Source organism: Pseudomonas sp. TNT2022 ID1044, assembly GCF_028656895.1.
In the GTDB taxonomy this organism is placed as follows: Bacteria; Pseudomonadota; Gammaproteobacteria; order Pseudomonadales; family Pseudomonadaceae; genus Aquipseudomonas; species Aquipseudomonas reinekei.
The window spans coordinates 1-18,229 of the sequence record NZ_JAMDHB010000037.1 but is presented as its reverse complement, the minus strand read 5'-3'; the positions used below and the strand labels follow the sequence as shown (position 1 = coordinate 18,229).

General features: G+C 59.0%; 18 protein-coding genes and 1 pseudogene. 6 read left to right on the top strand and 13 right to left on the bottom strand.

The features are described 5' to 3' along the window. Nucleotides 1-26: 26 nt before the first annotated feature. Nucleotides 27-1,082, bottom strand: coding sequence for a tartrate dehydrogenase (locus tag M5G20_RS29525; RefSeq protein ID WP_273922036.1), 1,056 nt, complete (start codon nt 1,080-1,082; stop codon nt 27-29). A gap of 127 nt (nt 1,083-1,209) precedes the next feature. On the opposite strand from M5G20_RS29525, the gene M5G20_RS29520 reads away from it, so the two are divergent. Next, nucleotides 1,210-2,118 (top strand): LysR family transcriptional regulator, encoded by a 909-nt coding sequence (locus tag M5G20_RS29520; protein WP_273922034.1) that lies wholly within the window; start codon nt 1,210-1,212, stop codon nt 2,116-2,118. Between the two features lie 18 nt (nt 2,119-2,136). On the opposite strand, the gene M5G20_RS29515 is transcribed toward M5G20_RS29520, so the two are convergent. Together M5G20_RS29515 and M5G20_RS29510 are read right to left on the bottom strand one after the other, a co-directional pair. Further along, nucleotides 2,137-2,553 carry an organic hydroperoxide resistance protein gene (locus M5G20_RS29515; protein WP_273922033.1) on the bottom strand — a complete coding sequence of 139 codons (417 nt, stop codon included), beginning with the start codon at nt 2,551-2,553 and terminating at the stop codon, nt 2,137-2,139. Nucleotides 2,554-2,766: 213 nt separating this feature from the next. Next, a complete protein-coding gene (locus M5G20_RS29510; protein ID WP_273922032.1) occupies nt 2,767-3,096 on the bottom strand; it encodes a hypothetical protein in 330 nt (109 codons plus the stop codon). Between the two features lie 187 nt (nt 3,097-3,283). Here M5G20_RS29510 and M5G20_RS29505 point away from each other — a divergent pair, with 187 nt between their 5' ends. Beyond that, complete coding sequence (locus M5G20_RS29505) at nt 3,284-3,685, top strand: hypothetical protein (RefSeq protein WP_273922031.1); 402 nt, start codon at nt 3,284-3,286, stop codon at nt 3,683-3,685. Between the two features lie 392 nt (nt 3,686-4,077). Next, entirely contained in the window at nt 4,078-4,752 is a 675-nt protein-coding gene (locus M5G20_RS29500; RefSeq protein WP_273922030.1) for a DUF3313 domain-containing protein, read from the top strand. A gap of 51 nt (nt 4,753-4,803) precedes the next feature. Here M5G20_RS29500 and ligD read toward each other — a convergent pair whose 3' ends face one another. Both ligD and M5G20_RS29490 read right to left on the bottom strand, forming a co-directional pair. Continuing rightward, the gene (gene ligD / locus M5G20_RS29495) at nt 4,804-7,398 is read right to left on the bottom strand and encodes a DNA ligase D (RefSeq protein ID WP_273922029.1); all 2,595 of its coding nucleotides are present in this window, start codon (nt 7,396-7,398) and stop codon (nt 4,804-4,806) included. 338 nt (nt 7,399-7,736) lie between these two features. Continuing rightward, the gene (locus tag M5G20_RS29490; RefSeq protein WP_273922028.1) at nt 7,737-8,495 is read right to left on the bottom strand and encodes a tellurite resistance TerB family protein; all 759 of its coding nucleotides are present in this window, start codon (nt 8,493-8,495) and stop codon (nt 7,737-7,739) included. Between the two features lie 256 nt (nt 8,496-8,751). Between M5G20_RS29490 and pcsA the strand changes: the two genes are divergently transcribed. Continuing rightward, nucleotides 8,752-9,474 (top strand): phosphatidylcholine synthase, encoded by a 723-nt coding sequence (pcsA, locus tag M5G20_RS29485; RefSeq protein WP_273922027.1) that lies wholly within the window; start codon nt 8,752-8,754, stop codon nt 9,472-9,474. A 62-nt stretch (nt 9,475-9,536) separates the two neighbouring features. On the opposite strand, the gene M5G20_RS29480 is transcribed toward pcsA, so the two are convergent. From M5G20_RS29480 to M5G20_RS29465, 4 genes are all read right to left on the bottom strand, one after another. After that, nucleotides 9,537-10,349: a class I SAM-dependent methyltransferase gene (locus M5G20_RS29480; RefSeq protein WP_273922026.1), complete on the bottom strand. Its 813-nt coding sequence runs from the start codon at nt 10,347-10,349 to the stop codon at nt 9,537-9,539. Nucleotides 10,350-10,638: 289 nt separating this feature from the next. After that, nucleotides 10,639-11,865, bottom strand: coding sequence for a cytochrome c biogenesis protein DipZ (locus M5G20_RS29475; RefSeq protein ID WP_273922025.1), 1,227 nt, complete (start codon nt 11,863-11,865; stop codon nt 10,639-10,641). 51 nt (nt 11,866-11,916) lie between these two features. Beyond that, entirely contained in the window at nt 11,917-12,171 is a 255-nt protein-coding gene (locus tag M5G20_RS29470; RefSeq protein ID WP_273922024.1) for a hypothetical protein, read from the bottom strand. 49 nt (nt 12,172-12,220) lie between these two features. Continuing rightward, complete coding sequence (locus M5G20_RS29465; RefSeq protein ID WP_150732470.1) at nt 12,221-12,484, bottom strand: DUF2790 domain-containing protein; 264 nt, start codon at nt 12,482-12,484, stop codon at nt 12,221-12,223. Nucleotides 12,485-12,787: 303 nt separating this feature from the next. Between M5G20_RS29465 and M5G20_RS29460 the strand changes: the two genes are divergently transcribed. Beyond that, the gene (locus M5G20_RS29460; protein ID WP_075949170.1) at nt 12,788-13,528 is read left to right on the top strand and encodes a response regulator; all 741 of its coding nucleotides are present in this window, start codon (nt 12,788-12,790) and stop codon (nt 13,526-13,528) included. Further along, nucleotides 13,525-14,835 (top strand): ATP-binding protein, encoded by a 1,311-nt coding sequence (locus tag M5G20_RS29455; protein WP_273922023.1) that lies wholly within the window; start codon nt 13,525-13,527, stop codon nt 14,833-14,835. The genes M5G20_RS29460 and M5G20_RS29455 overlap by 4 nt, the downstream gene beginning before the upstream one ends. 42 nt (nt 14,836-14,877) lie before the next feature. Here the strand turns inward: M5G20_RS29455 and M5G20_RS29450 are convergent, their stop codons facing one another. The 4 genes and pseudogenes from M5G20_RS29450 to M5G20_RS29440 form a co-directional block, all read right to left on the bottom strand. Then, on the bottom strand, nt 14,878-16,503 hold the full coding sequence (locus tag M5G20_RS29450) for a methyl-accepting chemotaxis protein (RefSeq protein WP_273922022.1): 1,626 nt from the start codon (nt 16,501-16,503) through the stop codon (nt 14,878-14,880). Nucleotides 16,504-16,918: 415 nt separating this feature from the next. Then, nucleotides 16,919-17,293, bottom strand: a complete 375-nt coding sequence (locus M5G20_RS29445) for a hypothetical protein (RefSeq protein ID WP_273922021.1) — start codon at nt 17,291-17,293, stop codon at nt 16,919-16,921. 426 nt (nt 17,294-17,719) lie between these two features. Then, nucleotides 17,720-18,124: an Imm50 family immunity protein gene (locus M5G20_RS30415; protein WP_443218332.1), complete on the bottom strand. Its 405-nt coding sequence runs from the start codon at nt 18,122-18,124 to the stop codon at nt 17,720-17,722. Then, nucleotides 18,102-18,229: pseudogene (locus M5G20_RS29440) on the bottom strand (IS30 family transposase); the annotation flags it as partial. The gene M5G20_RS30415 and the pseudogene M5G20_RS29440, both read right to left, overlap by 23 nt.

Genomic DNA, 18,229 nt, shown 5'->3' with positions numbered 1-18,229 from the left:
GCAGTACTTTGAATCGCCGGGGTAAATCAGCGGTTGATCAGTGCGATGACAGCATCGGTGATCTGGCGGGTGGTGGCGTTGCCGCCGAGGTCAGGGGTGTGCAAACCGCTTTCGGTCACCGCTTCGATGGCCGACATCAAGTGCTTGGCCGCCGCGGCTTCGCCCAGATGTTCGAGCATCATCGCGGCGGTCCAGAATGTCGCGATCGGGTTGGCCACGCCTTTGCCGGTGATGTCGAAGGCGGAACCGTGGATCGGTTCGAACATCGACGGGAATTGACGCGACGGGTTGAGGTTGGCGGTTGGCGCGATACCCAGGCTGCCGGACAACGCAGCGGCCAGGTCGGACAGGATATCGGCATGCAGGTTGGTGGCGACGATCACGTCCAGCGTCGCGGGTTTGAGCACCATGCGCGTGGTCACGGCGTCGACCAGTTCCTTGTCGATTTTCACATCGGGAAAATCCTTGGCCACTTCGTAGAATATCTCGTCCCAAAGCACCATGCCGTGACGCTGGGCGTTGGACTTGGTGACCATGGTCAGGTGCTTGCGCGGACGGCTTTGCGCCAGTTCGAAAGCGAAGCGGTGAATGCGTTCGACCCCGGCCCGGGTGAACACCGACACTTCAGTGGCGACTTCTTCCGGCAGGCCCCGGTGCACGCGACCGCCGTTGCCCGAGTATTCGCCTTCCGAGTTTTCGCGCACCACCACCCAGTCGATCTGGTCACCGTTGTGCAGCGGGCTTTTCACCCCCGGCAACACGCGGGCCGGACGAACGTTGGCGTACTGGTCGAAGCCCTGGCAAATCGGCAGTCGCAGGCCCCACAGAGAGATGTGATCCGGTACGTTGAGCGCACCGACTGCGCCGAAGAAGATCGCGTCGAAGGTTTTCAGCTCTTCCAGCCCACCTTCGGGAATGTAGTAACCGTTTTTCAGGTAGTTGTCGGAGTTCCAGTCGAAGTGTTTGAAATCCAGTTCAAAGCCGGACTTTTTCGATAGGGCCTGCAGTACTTCTACGCCTGCGGCGATCACTTCCACACCGATGCCGTCACCTGGCACTGCAGCAATTTTGTATGCGCTCATTGTTGACTCCACTCTCGTCGATTTCATGTTGTTCCCGCTGTTCAGGCGGGGTGTGAGCGGAGTATATGTAGTGAACAAATAGGTGTGAGTTCCTAAAAATCACTACATAAATAACTTTGAGTTACGAATGAGCCAGACTCTGGATTTATCGTTTTTCTACCTGTTGGCCAACAAAGGCAGCCTCGCCGCCACCGCCCGGGAGCTTGGCATTACGCCGCCGGCAGTGAGCAAACGCCTGACGGCGCTGGAGGCTCGTTTGGGTATCCGCCTGGTCAACCGCACCACGCGCTCGATGAGCCTGACGTCCGAAGGCGAGCTGTATTTTTCCCAGGCTGCGCGCATCCTCACCCAGATCAACGAACTTGAGCAATTGGTCAGCAGCAGCCGCGCCACGCCCAAGGGATTGATTCGGGTCAATGCTTCGCTGGGCTTCGGGCGCCGTCATATCGGCCCTGCCCTTGCCGCTTTCTACGCTCAATACCCGGAAGTGGAAATTCAACTGGAAATCAGCGACCACCCGCTGGACCTGGCCACCCACGGCTTTGACCTGGGCATTCGTTTCGGCACCCTGCCGGATGCCGCCTTTCATGCCCGCAAAATCGCTTCCAACCGCCGCTTGCTGTGTGCATCGCCGCTGTACCTGGACAAACACGGCACGCCACAGAAACTGGCCGACCTGCAAAGTCACAACTGCATTTTCATCCGGCAGAACGAGTCGCCGTATGGTGTCTGGAGCTTCACCAACGGCGGGCACACGGACAACATCAAGGTACATGGCGCCCTGGGCTGCAATGACGGAGAGGTGGCGCTGAACTGGGCGCTGGACGGGCATGGCATCTTGCTGCGAGCCGAATGGGACATCGCACGCTATGTGCGCAGCGGCCGCTTGCGCCTGGTGCTGGAAGACCAGACGCCAACCCGCGCCGACGTGTATGCGGTGTACCCGCAACAACTGCATTTATCGGCACGGGTGCGCAGCCTGATCGATTTCCTGATCGAACGGTTCAAGCACATCGATAACGTTGAGGAAGGCTGAAGCTCAGCCTCAACGGCCCTAGACCAATTTCACCGTTACATTGATGTTATTGCGAGTTGCTTTGGAATACGGGCAGTACTGGTGCCCGGTTTCGACAATTTTTTGCGCGGTCTCGCGGTCCAGCCCCGGCAGGCTGACATTCAATCGCGCCTGCAGCAGGTAGCCGCCTTCATTGGTGCCCAGGTCGACTTCGGTATCGACAGCCACATCTTTGGGTAGCGCCACTTTCATTTCCTTGGCCGCGACCTGCATCGCACCGATGAAACAGGCAGACCAGCCCGCGGCGAACAACTGCTCCGGATTGGTACCCCCTCCGCCCGCGCCAGGGGATGACAGTTTGACATCGAGAATGCCGTCAGAGCTTTTTGATGCGCCGTCTCGCCCGCCCGTGGTGTGGGTTTTGGCGGTGTACAAGACTTTGTCGAGCTGGGTCATGATGATCTCCTGATTGAATTGAGGTTTATGCAATGTCAGGTGAATCAGAAAACGAGGTTCAGGCTTGATGCCAGTCATTGAATATAGACGGCGTGGGTCGATGAGGCGGTCGATCCGACGAGGGTCCTGGCTGGCCAAAGGGAATTGACGTAAAGGCGAAACCCCAAGTGGCCGTTACCGAAGAAATGGATACGGACCCAGACTAAAAAGCCATCACTTACGAGCCAACTTATACTTCACACAATCATCATAAAAACTGCGCCGGACCGCCGCCGGTTTCATCCTCGTCGGACTGTCATAAGTTTGCTCGGTAATACCCATGGCCATCATCCGCATCCAGGACTTGGAAAACTTGTACGACTGGATTTTCTGTCGCGCCGCATACAGCGAAACCCCGGACAACTTGAGTTCCTGTGCTCTAGCCGCCGTACCCGCGCCCCAACTGCACATGTAGGTATCACCGGCCTTCAGCTGCTTTCCCTCGGCAGGAACTGCAAGGCCCGCCATGCCGAACGAGATCAAAGCGACCCACATATTGCGCATCAAATACCCACCCTAACCGCCTGAAAATGAAGCGATTCTGGCGACAACCGAACAACCTGGGGGCCAGCAAAATGCCTTATCGTCAAAAAGCTGATCCACCCTCGCGAGCAGGCTCGCTCAGGGGGTCGCCTGTACCTGCCCGAACCCTCTGGGCAAATTCAAGCACAGCGCTCTATGATTGAACCCCATGAACTCCACTGCTCCGATCCGCCAACCCTGCCCGCCCGGCGCCTGCGATTGCGGGCGTGACCCGTTGCTCGAAACACCGGGGGCGGACGTGCGCATCCTGTTTCTGACGCGCACGGAAGAAAAGCGCCTGATCGATCGCCTGGAAAACCTCACAAGCCTCCAGGACCTGGAGCACCTGCAACGGCGAATGCTCGAGCAACTGGGTATCCGCGTCGACATCGTCCCCAGCTTGAACGAAGTGCGCACCATGCGCGGCATCGGCATTCACGTCGGCGAGCTGCCCGGGCTGTGCCGCAAGACTCGCGCAGCGATCCCGGCGGCGATCCGTCGCGCCATGGAAAAACGCCCGGAAATCGCCTACGACATCCTCAACGCCAATGACCTGTTGCGGGATGCGTGATACCCCATCCTGGAATTCTCCGTCGCCAAAATAATACGTACGTCTTGTACGAGGCCAGTAAAGGCCGGTGGCAGGGATGAGTTGCAACTGAAGCCCGGACATAGCAGCAAATCCGTACTGGCGATTTTGTAATTCGAACCTACGCTCATTGCGGGAGACAACTTAAAAAGCGTTGTCAGGAACTGACGCACAGGTGTTGACGCCATGCATTTCAAACCATTGGCTTTACCCACCTTTACAGTGCTCGCCGCAGGCAGACCAAATCCACATCGGGCAATCGCGTTTCCGGGGAAATCGACAGTGCCGGGATTCAAGCCGTGACCGGAACATGACTTGGCGTTTCTGATTGTTTTTTACGAAAAAAGAATTTTATCCAAGGAGCAAACCGCATTATGAACCTGACCCGTAAATTGCTCGTCGGCACTGCCCTGGCCAGTCTGTTGCTCGGTGGTTGTACGTCGAAAGTCACCGAGAAGGATCAGTACTCCGGCTACCTATCCAACTACAACAATCTGCAGCAAGTTGAAACACCCAGCGGCGGAACAGCCATGCGTTGGGAAAGCCCGTCGTGGAACCCGAATGCCTATGACACCGTGGCATTCACCCGTCTGGAAATGTACCCGGCGCCCAAGCCCAATGAGCGGGTCAACCAGCAGACGCTGAACGACATCCAGAACTACATGAGCAACAAGGCCAAGACCACGCTGGGGCATAAGTACCGGGTGGTTTCCAGCCCAGGCGCCGCGCCGGCCGGCGCCAAAACCCTGGTCATGCGGGCAGCGATCACCGGCGTCAGTGCCTCCCCTGAAGGCATGCACTGGTATGAAGTGGTGCCCATCGCGGCGGTCGTCGGTGGTGTGTCCGCCGCTACGGGTATTCGGGATGAAGACACCGAACTGTATATCGAGGCCGAGTTTATCGACGCCAAAAGCAACCAGACCGTAGCCAAGGTCGTGCGTAAGGTCTTCGGCACCACGCTGGAAAATGACAAACAGAAAATCACTGCCCAGGACTTCAAGGCAGCGATCGACAAACTGGGTAATGACTTCCAGGCGTTCGTCAAGTAATACACTGCCTTGCAGGAGCTGACGCTAGCTGCGGCAGCTCCTGCAGGGGCATCAGGTCTTCTTCATCCCGACCCGTCGGCGCATCTCGGCCGTAATGGTCTGCCGGGTTTTCTTCATGTCCGCCCACGGCTCATCCCCCACCTCAGCCAAGCGTTCATGGGCGTTGTGAATATTCCACTGGTTCCCACCCTTTAAGTCCTCCACTTCTTCCCGAAAAATCGGCATCGATACCGGCATCCCTTCGCGGGTCCGCACGGCATAGGCGCAGATGGTCGTCGCCCCCAGGCCGTTGCGCAGGTAATCGATGAAGATACGCCCCACCCGATTCTTCGGCCCCGACACCGCCGAAAAACGTTCGGGCAGCAACTTGGCCATATGGCTGACGATCGCGTGGCTGAAGTCCTTGACCTCGTCCCAACCGAGCTTGCGGGTCAGCGGCACCACCAGGTGAATGCCCTTGCCGCCGCTGGTCTTGAGAAACGCCTTGAGTCCCAATTCATCGAGCACTGAGAGGGTGAGCCGGGTCGCCTCGACCATGCGTTTCCACGGCAGGGCCGGGTCCGGGTCGAGGTCGAGTACAAAGCGGTCGGGTTTGTCGAGGTTGTCCGACGTGGCGTTCCAGGTGTGCAGCTCCACGGTGCTCATCTGCACGGCACCAATCAACGCTTCGGCGTTGTTGATGACCATCATTGGCTGGCCCGTGAGCTTTTGATCCAGGGTCTTAATGCCGGGAATCGCCAGGCGCTCGGCGTTTTTCTGGAAAAACAGTTCGCCGTCAATACCGTCAGGCGCACGCACCAGCGCCACCGGGCGATCCTTGAGTTGCGGCAAAATCCACTCGGCGACGCTGGCGTAATACTGAGCCAGTTGCACTTTGGTCGTGCCGCTGCTGGCATCGATGACCCGATCGGGGTGGGTGATGCGCACCTTGCCCTCCTCCATGCCGATCTGGGACGGTGCCGGCTCGGCTTTCTTCGCACTGGCGGCGGATGACTTGTCGGCAGGTTTTTTCGCGCAGGCAGTTTTCACGGTCGTCGCTCGCTCTTCAGTGATGTCCCGGGCAGGTTTGTCGTCACGCAGACCATGGAACACCGCATGACGCACCGAACCGTCCTTGGTCATTTCAGCGAAGGCCACTTCGGCCAACCGTTCCGGCTTGAGCCAGTGCACGCCCTTGAGTTCGCCCCCCGTGGGCGGGTTGACCACCGACGGCTTTTTGCTCTGCAAGGGCTTGAGCTGTTGATGAATGCTGTCGAGCGTCGCTTCGGTGAACCCGGTGCCGACCTTGCCCGCATAGCGCAACTTGCCACTGTCGCGGTCGTGCAGCCCCAACAGCAAGGCACCGAACGCGCTGCGCGTGCCCTTGGGATCGGTGTAGCCGACGATGACGAACTCCTGGCGATGCTTGCACTTGAGCTTGATCCAGTCGCGGCTGCGCCGGGACACATAGGGCGACCCGAGGCGCTTGCCGATCAGCCCTTCCATGCGCATCTGGCAGGCGCTGTTGAGTAACGCCTGGGGGTCTTCGCCAAACGCGTCGGAGAAGCGCAACAGCGGGTCTTTGCTGGCGTTGAGTACGGTCGCCAGCGCCGCCCTTCGCTCCTCGACCGGCACCTCGCGCAGGTCCACGCCGTTGAGGTAGGGCATGTCGAACAGGTAATAAAGGATGTTGCCGCTGCGACCGGCTTCGAAGGCGTTCTGCAATGCCTGGAAATCCGGTACGCCCTGTTGGTCCGCCACGACCATTTCGCCATCGAGCCAAACCGATTCCAGGCCCAGGCCGGCCAACGCCCTGGCCTGCTCGGGCAACTTGTGTGTCCAGTCGTGACCGTTGCGAGTGAAGAGTTTGACCTCGTCGTGGTCGATGCGCGCCATGATCCGGTAACCGTCGAACTTGACCTCATAGCTCCACTGGCCCTCCGGGGCTTTTTCCACCAGGGTCGCCAGTTCCGGCTTGATCTGATCCGGCAGTTTGGCCTTGCGCGCGCCGGTGAGCGGCGCGGATTTTTCCTTCACCGGGGCAGCCGGTTTTCTGATGGGTTTGGGCTTGGCGGTTTTTTTCGCCTTGGGTGCCTTGGCCACGATGGTGCGCTCACTGATGACGCTGTCGGGCTCGGCGCTCACCACGTCGTAATCACTTTCGGGCCGCGCCGCGCCATCCTGATGCTTGATCAGGAACCACTGCTCCTGCTTGCCCGGCATGTGCGTACGCACCAGGTTCCACAGCCCTTCGAGCTTCTCGCCTTGCAGCTCGAACTTGAGACGACCCTTCTCGTAGGCCTTGGCCGGGTCGTCCTGAGGAATCCACACCCCACGGTCCCAGACAATGACATCGCCGGCGCCATAGTGACCTTCGGGGATGCGGCCCTCGAAGGTGGCGTAGTCCAGCGGATGGTCTTCGACGTGCACTGCCAGGCGCTTGACCTTGGGGTCGAGGGACGGGCCTTTTGGCACTGCCCAGCTCTTGAGCGCACCATCGAGCTCCAGGCGGAAGTCGTAATGCAGGCGCGAGGCGTCGTGTTTCTGAATGCAGAATTGCAGCGCATGATCCTTGGCGTTTTTCCTGCCGGTTCGCTTGACGGCAGCCGGCTCGGACGTCGCCGAAAAATCGCGCATGCGATTGTAGTCATCGAGGTTTTTGTTCATGGCTCACCTGCGTATCGCTGCAGGGCGCTGAATCAGCATGTCCCTTAACTCAGCAGAGCAAAGCGTTCGGGCAAAAATTCCATCGGCGTTGGAATTGCCCGGACAGACGGGCCTGTCGGCCGCATCGGGCTTGCGGCTCAGGAAATATACTCAGCGGGCACAGTTGGATTGCCGAAGACCGGATTCACCGGCAGGTTGACCGCGTCATCGATCATCGCTGGCAAGCCAACTCCCACAGAGACGGGTGGCGATAACAGATTCTGTGGACAACCCCGGTACCTGCGGGCTTGCCCGCGATGGCCTCCTGGCAGGCGCCGCTGGTCCTCACGGATACAAAATCAAGCAACCCCGCCCTTGGCCTGCTGTTCCAGACGCACCTGCAAATCCGGTTCAATCCGCAACGCTGCCGCCAGTTCATCGAGATAGCGGCGTTCGGCATCCTGTTGATCATCCACCAGCATCACACTGGCCAGGTACATTTCGGCGGCCATGCCAGGATCGGTTGCCGACTGGGCCACCTCATTGGGGTCCAGCGGTTTGGCGACTTCATCGTCGAGCCACTGCTGCAACTGCGGGTCGTCAGTGTGGCTGGCGATTTGTTTGTTGATCATCGCCTTCTCAGCATCGTCGAACCGGCCGTCAGCCTTGGCCGCAGCAATCAATGCACGCAAGATCGCATGGCTGTGTTCTTCGACTTCCGGCCCGGCCAGCATGTCCACCGTGCGCATGGCCTGTTGCGGCGCCTGTTGTTGCTGCGAAGCCTGACTGCGTTGCCAGGCTTGATAGGCCTGGAATGCCATCATCCCCAGCGACGCGAGCGCCGCGTAGTTGGCGCCACCACCGGATCGCGACTGCGGCGCGCCGCCCATCCGCGCCGAACCACCTCCGAGCAAGCCACCGAGCAAGCCACCCAGCCCGCCCATTCCACCAGCACCCGCCCCGGCACCGCTGGCGCCGCCACCGCCACCCAACAGGCCCCCAAGCAATCCGCCCAGATCGCCGAGGCCGCCTTGTGCCGAGGCCCCACCGCCGCCCTGTCGCGGCATCGAGCCCTGGCCGGCCCGCAGTAATTGTTCGAGCAAATCGCTGGTGTTCATGACGACATCCTCATCGAAGGGAGTGATCCGTCAGGCAACGATAGACCTCACCTGTAAATGCGCCACCACCGTTTGGCTGACGCCCGGCAATCAGCCCCGCGTATTTGCCAGGGTGTTTTTTCGGGGCTTGGCTAAGATTCATAAGCGGTGAACCTTATTCCCGGATACCCGGTCGATACCTGCAACCCGACCCGGTTTGCTGCCGCCCTCGATGAAGGCGTTGACTGGCTTGCTTCACTTTCTGGAGAACGCCCCCGTGATATCGACTCTACACATCGCCAGGCTCAAGGCCTGGGGTGCCCATGGATTCACCGCCACTGGCGTGGTCACCGCGTTCCTCGCCACACTCGCCCTGCTCGATAACCAGCCGACCAACTGCCTGCTCTGGCTGGGCGTGGCCCTGATCGTTGACGGCCTGGACGGTGCGCTGGCACGCAAGGTCAATGTGCAAGCGGTGCTGCCCGGTTTCGACGGCTCGATCCTCGATCTGGTGATTGACTACCTGACCTATGTGTTTATTCCGGCGTTGTTCATCTATCGCTACATCCCGCTGCCGGACAACACGCTGTTGCTGACCGTGTCGCTGATCCTGGTGTCGTCGTTGTTCTGTTTCTGCAACGTCAATATGAAAAGCAAGGACAACTACTTCCAGGGCTTTCCCGCCGCGTGGAACGTGGTCGCCTTATGCCTGTACATCATTGCTCCCTCACCGTGGATCACTTTCCTCACCGTGATTGGCCTGGCTTTGCTGACGCTGACCCGAATGAAATTCCTGCACCCGTTCCGCGTGCGCCGCTTCATGCCGATCAACATTGCCGTGACCGCGACCTGGTTGCTGTGCAGCTTGTCGCTGGTGATCAATCATCCGGTGATCAACCCGATGGTGATGGGGCTCTGGTTGCTGATGTCGGCGTATTTTCTGGGGATCTGCTTTTGGCGTACGGCGTTGGAGTGGTTCGACGGGTCGCGACACCAGTAAGTGCCATGCCCGTTTCCCTGTGGGAGCGAGCCTGCTCGCTCCCACAGGCGTTGTGCTGTGCGTTAACGCCGGGTGATCACCACCTCCAGGTATTCACTCGGCACCACCAGAGACTTGTCCCCCGCCCGGTTCGAACGGTTGATCAGATCCGCCAGGTCACTTTCCAGGGCCAAACCGCTTTCCGGTGGCAGTGCCGCAAACGCCTTGTGCACCGGCCCATACCACATTCGAAACGTATCGATGAAATGCCCGGCACTGCGATAGCGGAAATTGAACGTCTTGCGTGTCACCTGAACCAGAAAGTTACGCTCGTCAAAGTGCGTATGCAGCCAGGCCTCAGTGCCCCATTGCGACGGCGGTTGCGCGCCAGGGGGTGGTGGCAGGTGCCGGCCGAGGGTCTTGAACATCTGGCCGACGAAACCCTCCGGCGTCCAGTTGGCCAGGCCGATCCGGCCACCGGGCCGACAGACCCGCGCCAGCTCCGAAGCGGCTTTGGCCTGATCCGGGGTAAACATCACGCCGAAGGTCGAAAGCACGGCATCGAAACTGCCATCGTCGAATGGCAGCGCTTCGGCATCGGCCACCTGGAACGTCACGTTCAGACGTTCCGCCCGGGCGCGATCTTCGCCGCGTTCGAGCAGAGCGGCCACATAGTCAGTTGAGGTGACCTGGCAACCGCGACGCGCCGCCGCCAGTGTCGCGTTGCCGTTACCGGCCGCGACATCAAGCACTTGCTCATCGCACAGCAGGTCACAGGCTTCGGCCAGTTGCTCGCCGACGATCTGCAAGGTGGTGCCGATCACGGCGTAATCACCACTGGCCCAAGCGGCCATCTGGCGGTTTTTCAAGGCAGTAAGATCAATGGGTGTGCTCATGGAGACAATCTCTGTTTGGCGCACTGAACGGTGATCGACGGACGATTATTCCGCCGTGGTGGGATCGATGATGTTCACATGACAGGGCCGGCAGACCCTGTGCGTCAACTATCGCGCTGCCGGCCGCTGCTGTCCTGTCCGATCGTCGGGCGACCTTGTCCGATCGTCCGGCGGTTTCAACCAGACATTTCGTCGCGAATAGGGAGCGCCGCCAGCGGCGTGACGGCGTAGTCAGTAGAACCGCGCAATGGCCCACGGTGCGAGACCTGTGAGCCATTGATTTGCGGGATCACGCCGCCGGAGTGGTGGCCTTGGCGTCGGCCTTGGCCTCTTCCAGCAGTTGCTGGATCATCTTCTCCTGGGCGTCGTAGCGACCTTCACCGAAGTGGGTGAAACGCACCTGGCCCTTGGCATCGACCAGGTAATGCGCCGGCCAGTACTGGTTATCGAAGTTGCGCCAGATCGCGTAGTTGTTGTCGATCGCCACCGGGTAGGTGATGCCGTACTCCTTCACCTTGTCCTTGACGTTATCGATGATCCGTTCGAAGCCGTATTCCGGGGTGTGTACGCCAATCACCACCAGCCCGTCTTTCTCGTATTTCTTCGCCCAGTCCTTCACGTACGGCAGGGTGCGTTTGCAGTTGATGCAGTCGAACGTCCAGAAATCCACCAGCACCACTTTGCCTTTGAGCGATTCATTGGTCAGGGCCGGTGAGTTGAGCCATTGCACGGCGCCGTTCAGCGATGGCATGGCACCCTGGGCGTTGTCCATGGACTCGGCCTTGACCTTGCTGACGAAGTAATCGACCACTTTCGGCACGGTTTCCAGCACGCCTTTCTCAACGCTGCTGACACCTTGCGAAGAGGTATTGGCCAACAGCACGCTATCCGCGCCGGTGGAGATCACCGCCGCCCCGGCCAACACCGCGACACCGGCGCCACGACGCAGCCAGCCAGTGACCGGGATCGAGGGCTTCAGGCGATTGACCAGTCCGCGACCGGCGAAGATCAGAATGCCCAGCGACAACGCACTGCCCGCGCCATACGCCACCAACAACAGGCTGGTGCCGGCGTTCGCGCCTTGCAACATGGCGCTGGTCAGGATCACCCCGAGGATCGGTCCGGCGCACGGCGCCCAGAGCAGACCGGTGGCGACACCGATCATCAGCGAACCCAGCGGGCCGGAGACGTTGCGGCTGTTGGGGTCAAGACGATTGCCCAGCAGCACGAACGGACGAGTCAGCCAATCGCCGACCCGGGCGGAAATCAGCGACAGGGCAAACAGCACCATCACGATCAGGGCCACATGGCGGCCGGCGTTGCTGGCCTGAATGACCCATTCGCTGCTGACCACCGCCAGGCTGGCGACCAGGGCAAAGGTCACGGCCATGCCGCCGAGCGTGAGCAGGATTGATGAGCGGCTGCGGTCGGCACCGGCGAACAGGAACGGCACGACCGGCAGGATGCACGGGCTGAGGACGGTCAATATGCCGCCCAGAAAAGCGATAAGGAACATGGGATCACCTTGAATATGTGGGACAAACACTAAGCCCTGTGGTGTTGTTCATCAGGCCGTGTGGCCATCCAGCCACTTGCCCTGCGGCGTGTGGCTGGACCCGTTTTCGGCAACGACCTGCCCCTGCGGCGTGCGGCTGTAACCATCCTCGGCGAGGAAACCCTCACCGCCCTTCTGCGCCACCGGTGTCAACTGGAAGCAGGTGCTGCTGCCGCAGGCGCTTTGTTCTACAGCGGCATTGGCGTGCGCGGCGGCGCCGGCGACGGAGAAGGCAAAGGCGGTCAAGAATCGGCTGATGTTGTTCATGGTCTGGTTCCTCGTTTCAAAGGGGATGAGCAATGGCGAATCGCAGGACTCAGTTATCCGAGCTGCAGTTATCGGAAATCTTGCGGTAGTCCAGGACCTGGGTTTTGCTCTGGGAATCGAGGTAGGTCAGTTGGGCATCCACCACACCGCAGGAAGGCGAAGCGTCCTGTTTCAGCGACACCACTTTCTGGATGTCCAGGTGGGTCCCGTAGGTGTAGGGTTTAGCGCTGACATCGGATTCGGCACGGGCCGACAAGGTGCAGATGTTCAGGGCGGCAAACAGGCAAGCGGCGTAGACGGCTTTGGTGTTCATGGTGTTTTCCTCAAGGTCTGGATAGGGTCAATCGTTTTTGGGCAGAGGCGGTTGGGCTTGCCTCGATGGAACCTATTTAAAGCCTGCGAGGTATCCCGCATGTGTCGGAAACAGGCGCGGATAAATCGGAAAGTATCTGAGCCGGGCCGGGATACAGAGCGATACAAAACCCCGGAAAAATCGCTTTTTTACGTCTGTGTGTATCCACCAACAAGCCAGATACACTGCAATACAAACCGCTGCGGGCGAGCGGGAAAAGGCTGGGTAGACTGTCGACATCCCCCACATATAGAGGCAAGACCCATGGAACACGTCGACCACATTCTCATCGTTGACGACGACCGCGAGATCCGCGAACTGGTCGGCAACTACCTGAAGAAGAACGGTCTGCGCACCACCGTCGTCGCCGATGGCCGGCAGATGCGCACCTTCCTCGAATCCACGCCGGTGGACCTGATCGTTCTGGACATCATGATGCCGGGCGACGATGGCCTGATGCTCTGCCGCGAGCTGCGCTCGGGAAAACACAAGGCCACGCCGGTATTGATGCTCACCGCCCGTAACGATGAAACCGACCGCATCATCGGCCTTGAGATGGGCGCCGACGACTATCTGGTCAAGCCGTTCGCCGCCCGCGAATTGCTGGCGCGGATCAACGCCGTACTGCGCCGCACGCGGATGTTGCCACCCAACCTGGTGGTCACCGAAAGCAGTCGCCTGCTGGCCTTCGGGCGCTGGAAACTGGATACCTCGGCCCGTCACCTGCTCGACGGCGACGGCACCATGGTCGCTTTGAGCGGTGCCGAATACCGCTTGCTGCGGGTGTTCCTCGATCATCCACAGCGGGTGCTCAACCGCGACCAGCTGCTCAACCTGACCCAGGGTCGCGACGCCGATTTGTTCGATCGCTCCATCGACCTGTTGGTGAGCCGCCTGCGCCAGCGACTGCTGGACGATGCCCGTGAACCGGCCTACATCAAGACCGTACGCAGCGAGGGCTATGTGTTCTCCCTGCCGGTAGAAATCGTCGGTGCGCCAGCATGAACCTGTCGATGCGTTGGCCCCGCACCCTGGCTTCAAGGTTGTCGCTGATCTTCCTGGTCGGCCTGATCCTCGCCCAGGCGCTGTCCTTCGGTGCGCAGTATTACGAGCGCTACGAAAGCGCGAAAAACACCATGCTCGGCAACCTGGAAACCGACGTATCGACCTCCATCGCCATCCTTGACCGCTTGCCGGCCAACGAACGCATGGGCTGGCTGCAGCAGCTGCAACGCGCCAACTACGGTTATCTCCTGGGTGAAGGCGCCAACGGCGACCCAATGGACATGGACATGCCCGGCGCGCCGATCGCAATGGCCTCGATCAAGGACGCCATCGGTAAAGATTATCCGATGACCTTCACCGACATTCCGGGGCCGAGAAAACACTTTCAGGTGCACCTGAAACTGTCGGACGGCAGCCCGCTGACGATCGACGTGCGGCCTGCGATGGTGCCGCTGTCGCCCTGGCTGCCCATCGTCCTGCTCGGCCAACTGGCGCTGATGATCGCCTGCACCTGGCTGGCCGTACGCATCGCCATTCGCCCCCTCACCCGCCTCGCCGAAGCCGTGGACAACCTTGACCCCAACACCCACCCGGTGCTGCTGGACGAAAAAGGCCCGACCGAAGTGGCCCACGCCGCCAGGGCCTTCAACGCCATGCAGGCGCGCATCGCCGCTTACCTGAAAGAGCGCATGCAACTGCTGGCCGCGATTTCCCATGACCTGCAAACGCCGATCACACGGATGAAGCTGCGCGCCGAGTTCATGGATGACTGCGTGGAAAAAGACAAGCTGTGGAACGACCTCGGCGAGATGGAACACCTGGTGCGCGAAGGCGTGGCTTATGCCCGCAGCGTCCACGGCGCCACCGAAGAAAGTCGCCGTACCGACCTGGACTCGTTCCTCGACAGCCTGGTGTTCGACTATCAGGACGTGGGCAAGGAGGTTCAATTGAGTGGGAAAAGCGCCACCGTCATCGACACCCGTCCCCATGCCCTGCGCCGGGTATTGGTGAATCTGACGGACAACGCCCTGAAATTTGCTGGCGCCGCCGAGTTGCAGGTCGAAAAGAAAGCCGACGGCAGCGTCTCGGTAAAAGTCATGGACCGCGGCCCGGGCATTGCCGAAGCGGAGCTGGCCCAGGTCATGGAACCGTTCTACCGCGTGGAGAACTCGCGTAACCGCAGTACCGGCGGCACCGGGCTGGGGCTGGCGATTGCACAGCAACTGGCGTTGGCGATCGGGGGATCGTTAACGTTAAGTAATCGTGAAGGCGGTGGCTTGTGCGCCGAGCTCAAACTGCGCGGCTGATACCTGTAGGGGCACGCGGCCCCTACAGATTTGCCGCACACGTTAGATGACAAAGCGCGCCACCAGCGCATTCAAATCCACCGCCAGACGCGACAGTTCATGGGTGGCGGTGCTGGTCTGGTTGGCGCCGGCGGCGGACTGAGTGGCCAGATCGCGAATGTTCACCAGGTTGCGGTCGACTTCGCGAGACACCTGCGCCTGTTCCTCCGAGGCACTGGCGATCACCAGGTTGCGCTCGTTGATCAAATGGATCGACTCGGTGATCTGCTCCAGCGCTACACCGGCGGCGCGGGCCAGTTCCAGAGTGCTTTGGGTGCGTTGATTGCTTTGCTGCATTGACGCCACCGCTTCTCCGGTGCCGTTCTGAATGCCGGCGACCATCTTCTCGATTTCCTGGGTCGATTGCGCCGTGCGATGGGCCAACGCCCGAACCTCGTCCGCCACCACCGCAAACCCACGACCGGCTTCACCGGCACGGGCCGCTTCGATGGCCGCGTTCAGCGCCAACAGGTTGGTTTGCTCGGCGATCGCGCGGATCACGTCCAGCACTTTGCCGATGTCACGTCCCTGGGTCGCCAGGCCTTCAATCATCAACGAGGTGTTGTGCACGTCGTGGGTCATGGTCTGGATCGCATCGACGGTTTCCACCACCCGATCCCGGCCTTCGCGGGCGGCCTGGGTCGATTGGTTCGACGCTTCGGAGGTCGAGACCGCGTTACGCGCCACTTCTTCCACGGCGGCGGTCATTTCGTTAACGGCGGTGGCGGCCTGCTCGATTTCGTTGTTCTGTTGCTGCAGGCCACGGGACGCATCCTGAGTCACCGCGCTGAGTTCTTCGGCGGCAGTCCCCAATTGCGTGGCAGAGCCGGCGATCTGTTCGATGGTTTTACGCAGGCTGGCCTGCATCGTGGCCAGGGCGCCGAGCAACCGCGCCGGTTCGTCCTTGCCATCGACGTCGATGACTTTACTCAGATTGCCCTCGGCAATGGTCTGGGCCGCCAGTACGGCGCGATTCAGCGGCGTGACGATGCTGCGGGTCAACAACCAGGCCAACAGCACGGTCAGCAACGCGGCAATCACAGCGACCACGACGATGCCGGTGATGGCGCTGTCGTAGTTGGCACCCGCGATGGCCGAAGCGCCCTTGGCATCGGCCGTATTGAGGGCCACCAGTTTGTTCAGTTGCTCGCCCATCTGATCGGTGCCGCCCTTGATCCGTGTGTTGATCAGCGAGCGCATTTCATCGAGCTTGTTCTGCCGCGACAGCTCCAGCATCTGGGTCTGGGCTTGCATGTAATTGTCCAGCGTGGCGGTGAACGTCTTGTACAACTGCGCTTCTTCAGCCCCGGCCGGCAGCGCGGCGTAACTGGCTTGCGCACTGCGCAGCTTGTCGACCAGCACACCGATACGCGTCTGGGCTTCCTGCAACGCCGCCGGTTCACGGTTGACCAGCACCCGGAACGACAGGATACGCATGCGCAGGACGTTTTCGGTCATGTTGCCCAGGTAGCCGACGCTGGGCAGCTGCGTCAACTCCATGTCGATGGAGGCCTCGCGGATGACAGTCATGCGGTTCACGGCGAACACACCGAGCACGATGACCAGCAACGCAATGAAGGAAAAACCGAGGAACGCGCGAGGCGCGATATTCAGATTACGCAATGACATAGGACGATACTCGGGTGATGTGGCTGCGAGCGTCCATGCCGTTTTTCTGACAGGCAGGCATTGGAGCCCCCCTTCAGGCCGGCGCCATTGTTGTAATCAATTTGTCTGCGCCTGTTGGATGTATCGGCCAGGCTTGAGGTTTATTGCGCGGATTTAGCAAATAATTTTCAAAGGGTTAAGGCTGTTTCAAGGGCGAAACACTTGGCACGCACGTACTGAAAAATCGGTGGATCCCTGAGGCTTTCTTGCCCTGCACAACTTTACCGATCGACATAAAACCTGTGGAAGCTTCCGGATCTAAAGGATTAGGTTCATAAAGACTATCGCTCTGACCCTTCGCGCACCAGTTCATGAAAACCGCTAGTACTTGAAGGAAATCCCCTAGGACGTTGCCCGTAAATTTCGCCACTCTTGCTCAAAAAGAAACATCAATCCTTTCCGCAGTAACTTCTACATACCTCTCATTCAGATATGGGTACTCGTAGTGAAGTTCTTGATCCATAAAATCAATAAATGATCGGAAGACATCCCCGTCCAAATATCCAGAAATAACACAAGAAAATCCGCAGCCAATCATCTCAACTTTTCTATCGCACCCTTTTGCCGCCAAGACACAACTGCCTTCAGGCAAGACCATTTCGAACTCAACCAGGTACTGTTTACCTACCTCAACTTCAAACGGGCAGTAGCTTGCAAAGCATTTGACAAGCATGCCCTCAACGAGCAAGACCATTGCCTCTTCGACAACCTCATCAACTTCGACTACAAGAGCCTCATATTTTTTAGTCATCGGCGGGCCTCACCACCTTATCTTTCCCCAGGTTCTTATAAAGAAGAAACCTCTGTCGATAGGTACGCTTTCTAGGTAAGCAATATTGAAGAATTAAGAGGGCATTGGGATATACGGCTCTTCAGCTCCAGGATTAATTATGACCACAAGGATCGAATGAAGGATACCAACCAACATCAAGCAACAGCGATGAGGGGTACTTCACCTGCAACAGATTTTCTTTGAGATCACTAGCCTGAGTAAACATATCGTCAATTTTTATTACAGACAGATCATCATGAGAAGTATTCCAGCAATGAACACCAAACTAATCACCCACTCTCCTAAGCTCAGCCCATCAATCAACAGTCTTAATAAGCCACATCAGCTAATTGGTCGTAAAATTTCGCAACAAGCTATACACCAACGATTAGAACACCTTGGATCTCAGAAAACATCATCAGTAAAGTAAACCGATGGATCACCAAGCCTCAAATATGCGGCAGTAAACTCTATCGATGAGTCTTCCGCTTCTATCGATACCCGAAACCGAGAATCATGCCGCTCAATGTTCACTGTCATCAGGGAGGTTGCCGGAAGGTTTTTCACATTCAGTCCCCTCACATCATCGCACGTAAATCCAATTCGACAGGCGTTATACTCTATTGACTGCCATTTTAGAGGCGGCTTGTCTGGCAACTCCTTTATATTAAATGCCAAGGTTGCCGTCGACGCAACATTATCCACGACTATTGAAAACAATTTTATTTCACCGATTTTAATCGCCCCACTAAACACCAGGCGGTTGCAGGAGCTGAGTGCAACACGGTTATTGAATTGAAGCCGGAGCATCATGCCGCATAGCCAAGGCTTCCTGCATCACCTCTCCCATGACTTCGATCGGGCATTTGAAATCGAAGCGCTTACGGGGGCGCATATTCAGTTGCAGGGCGATGG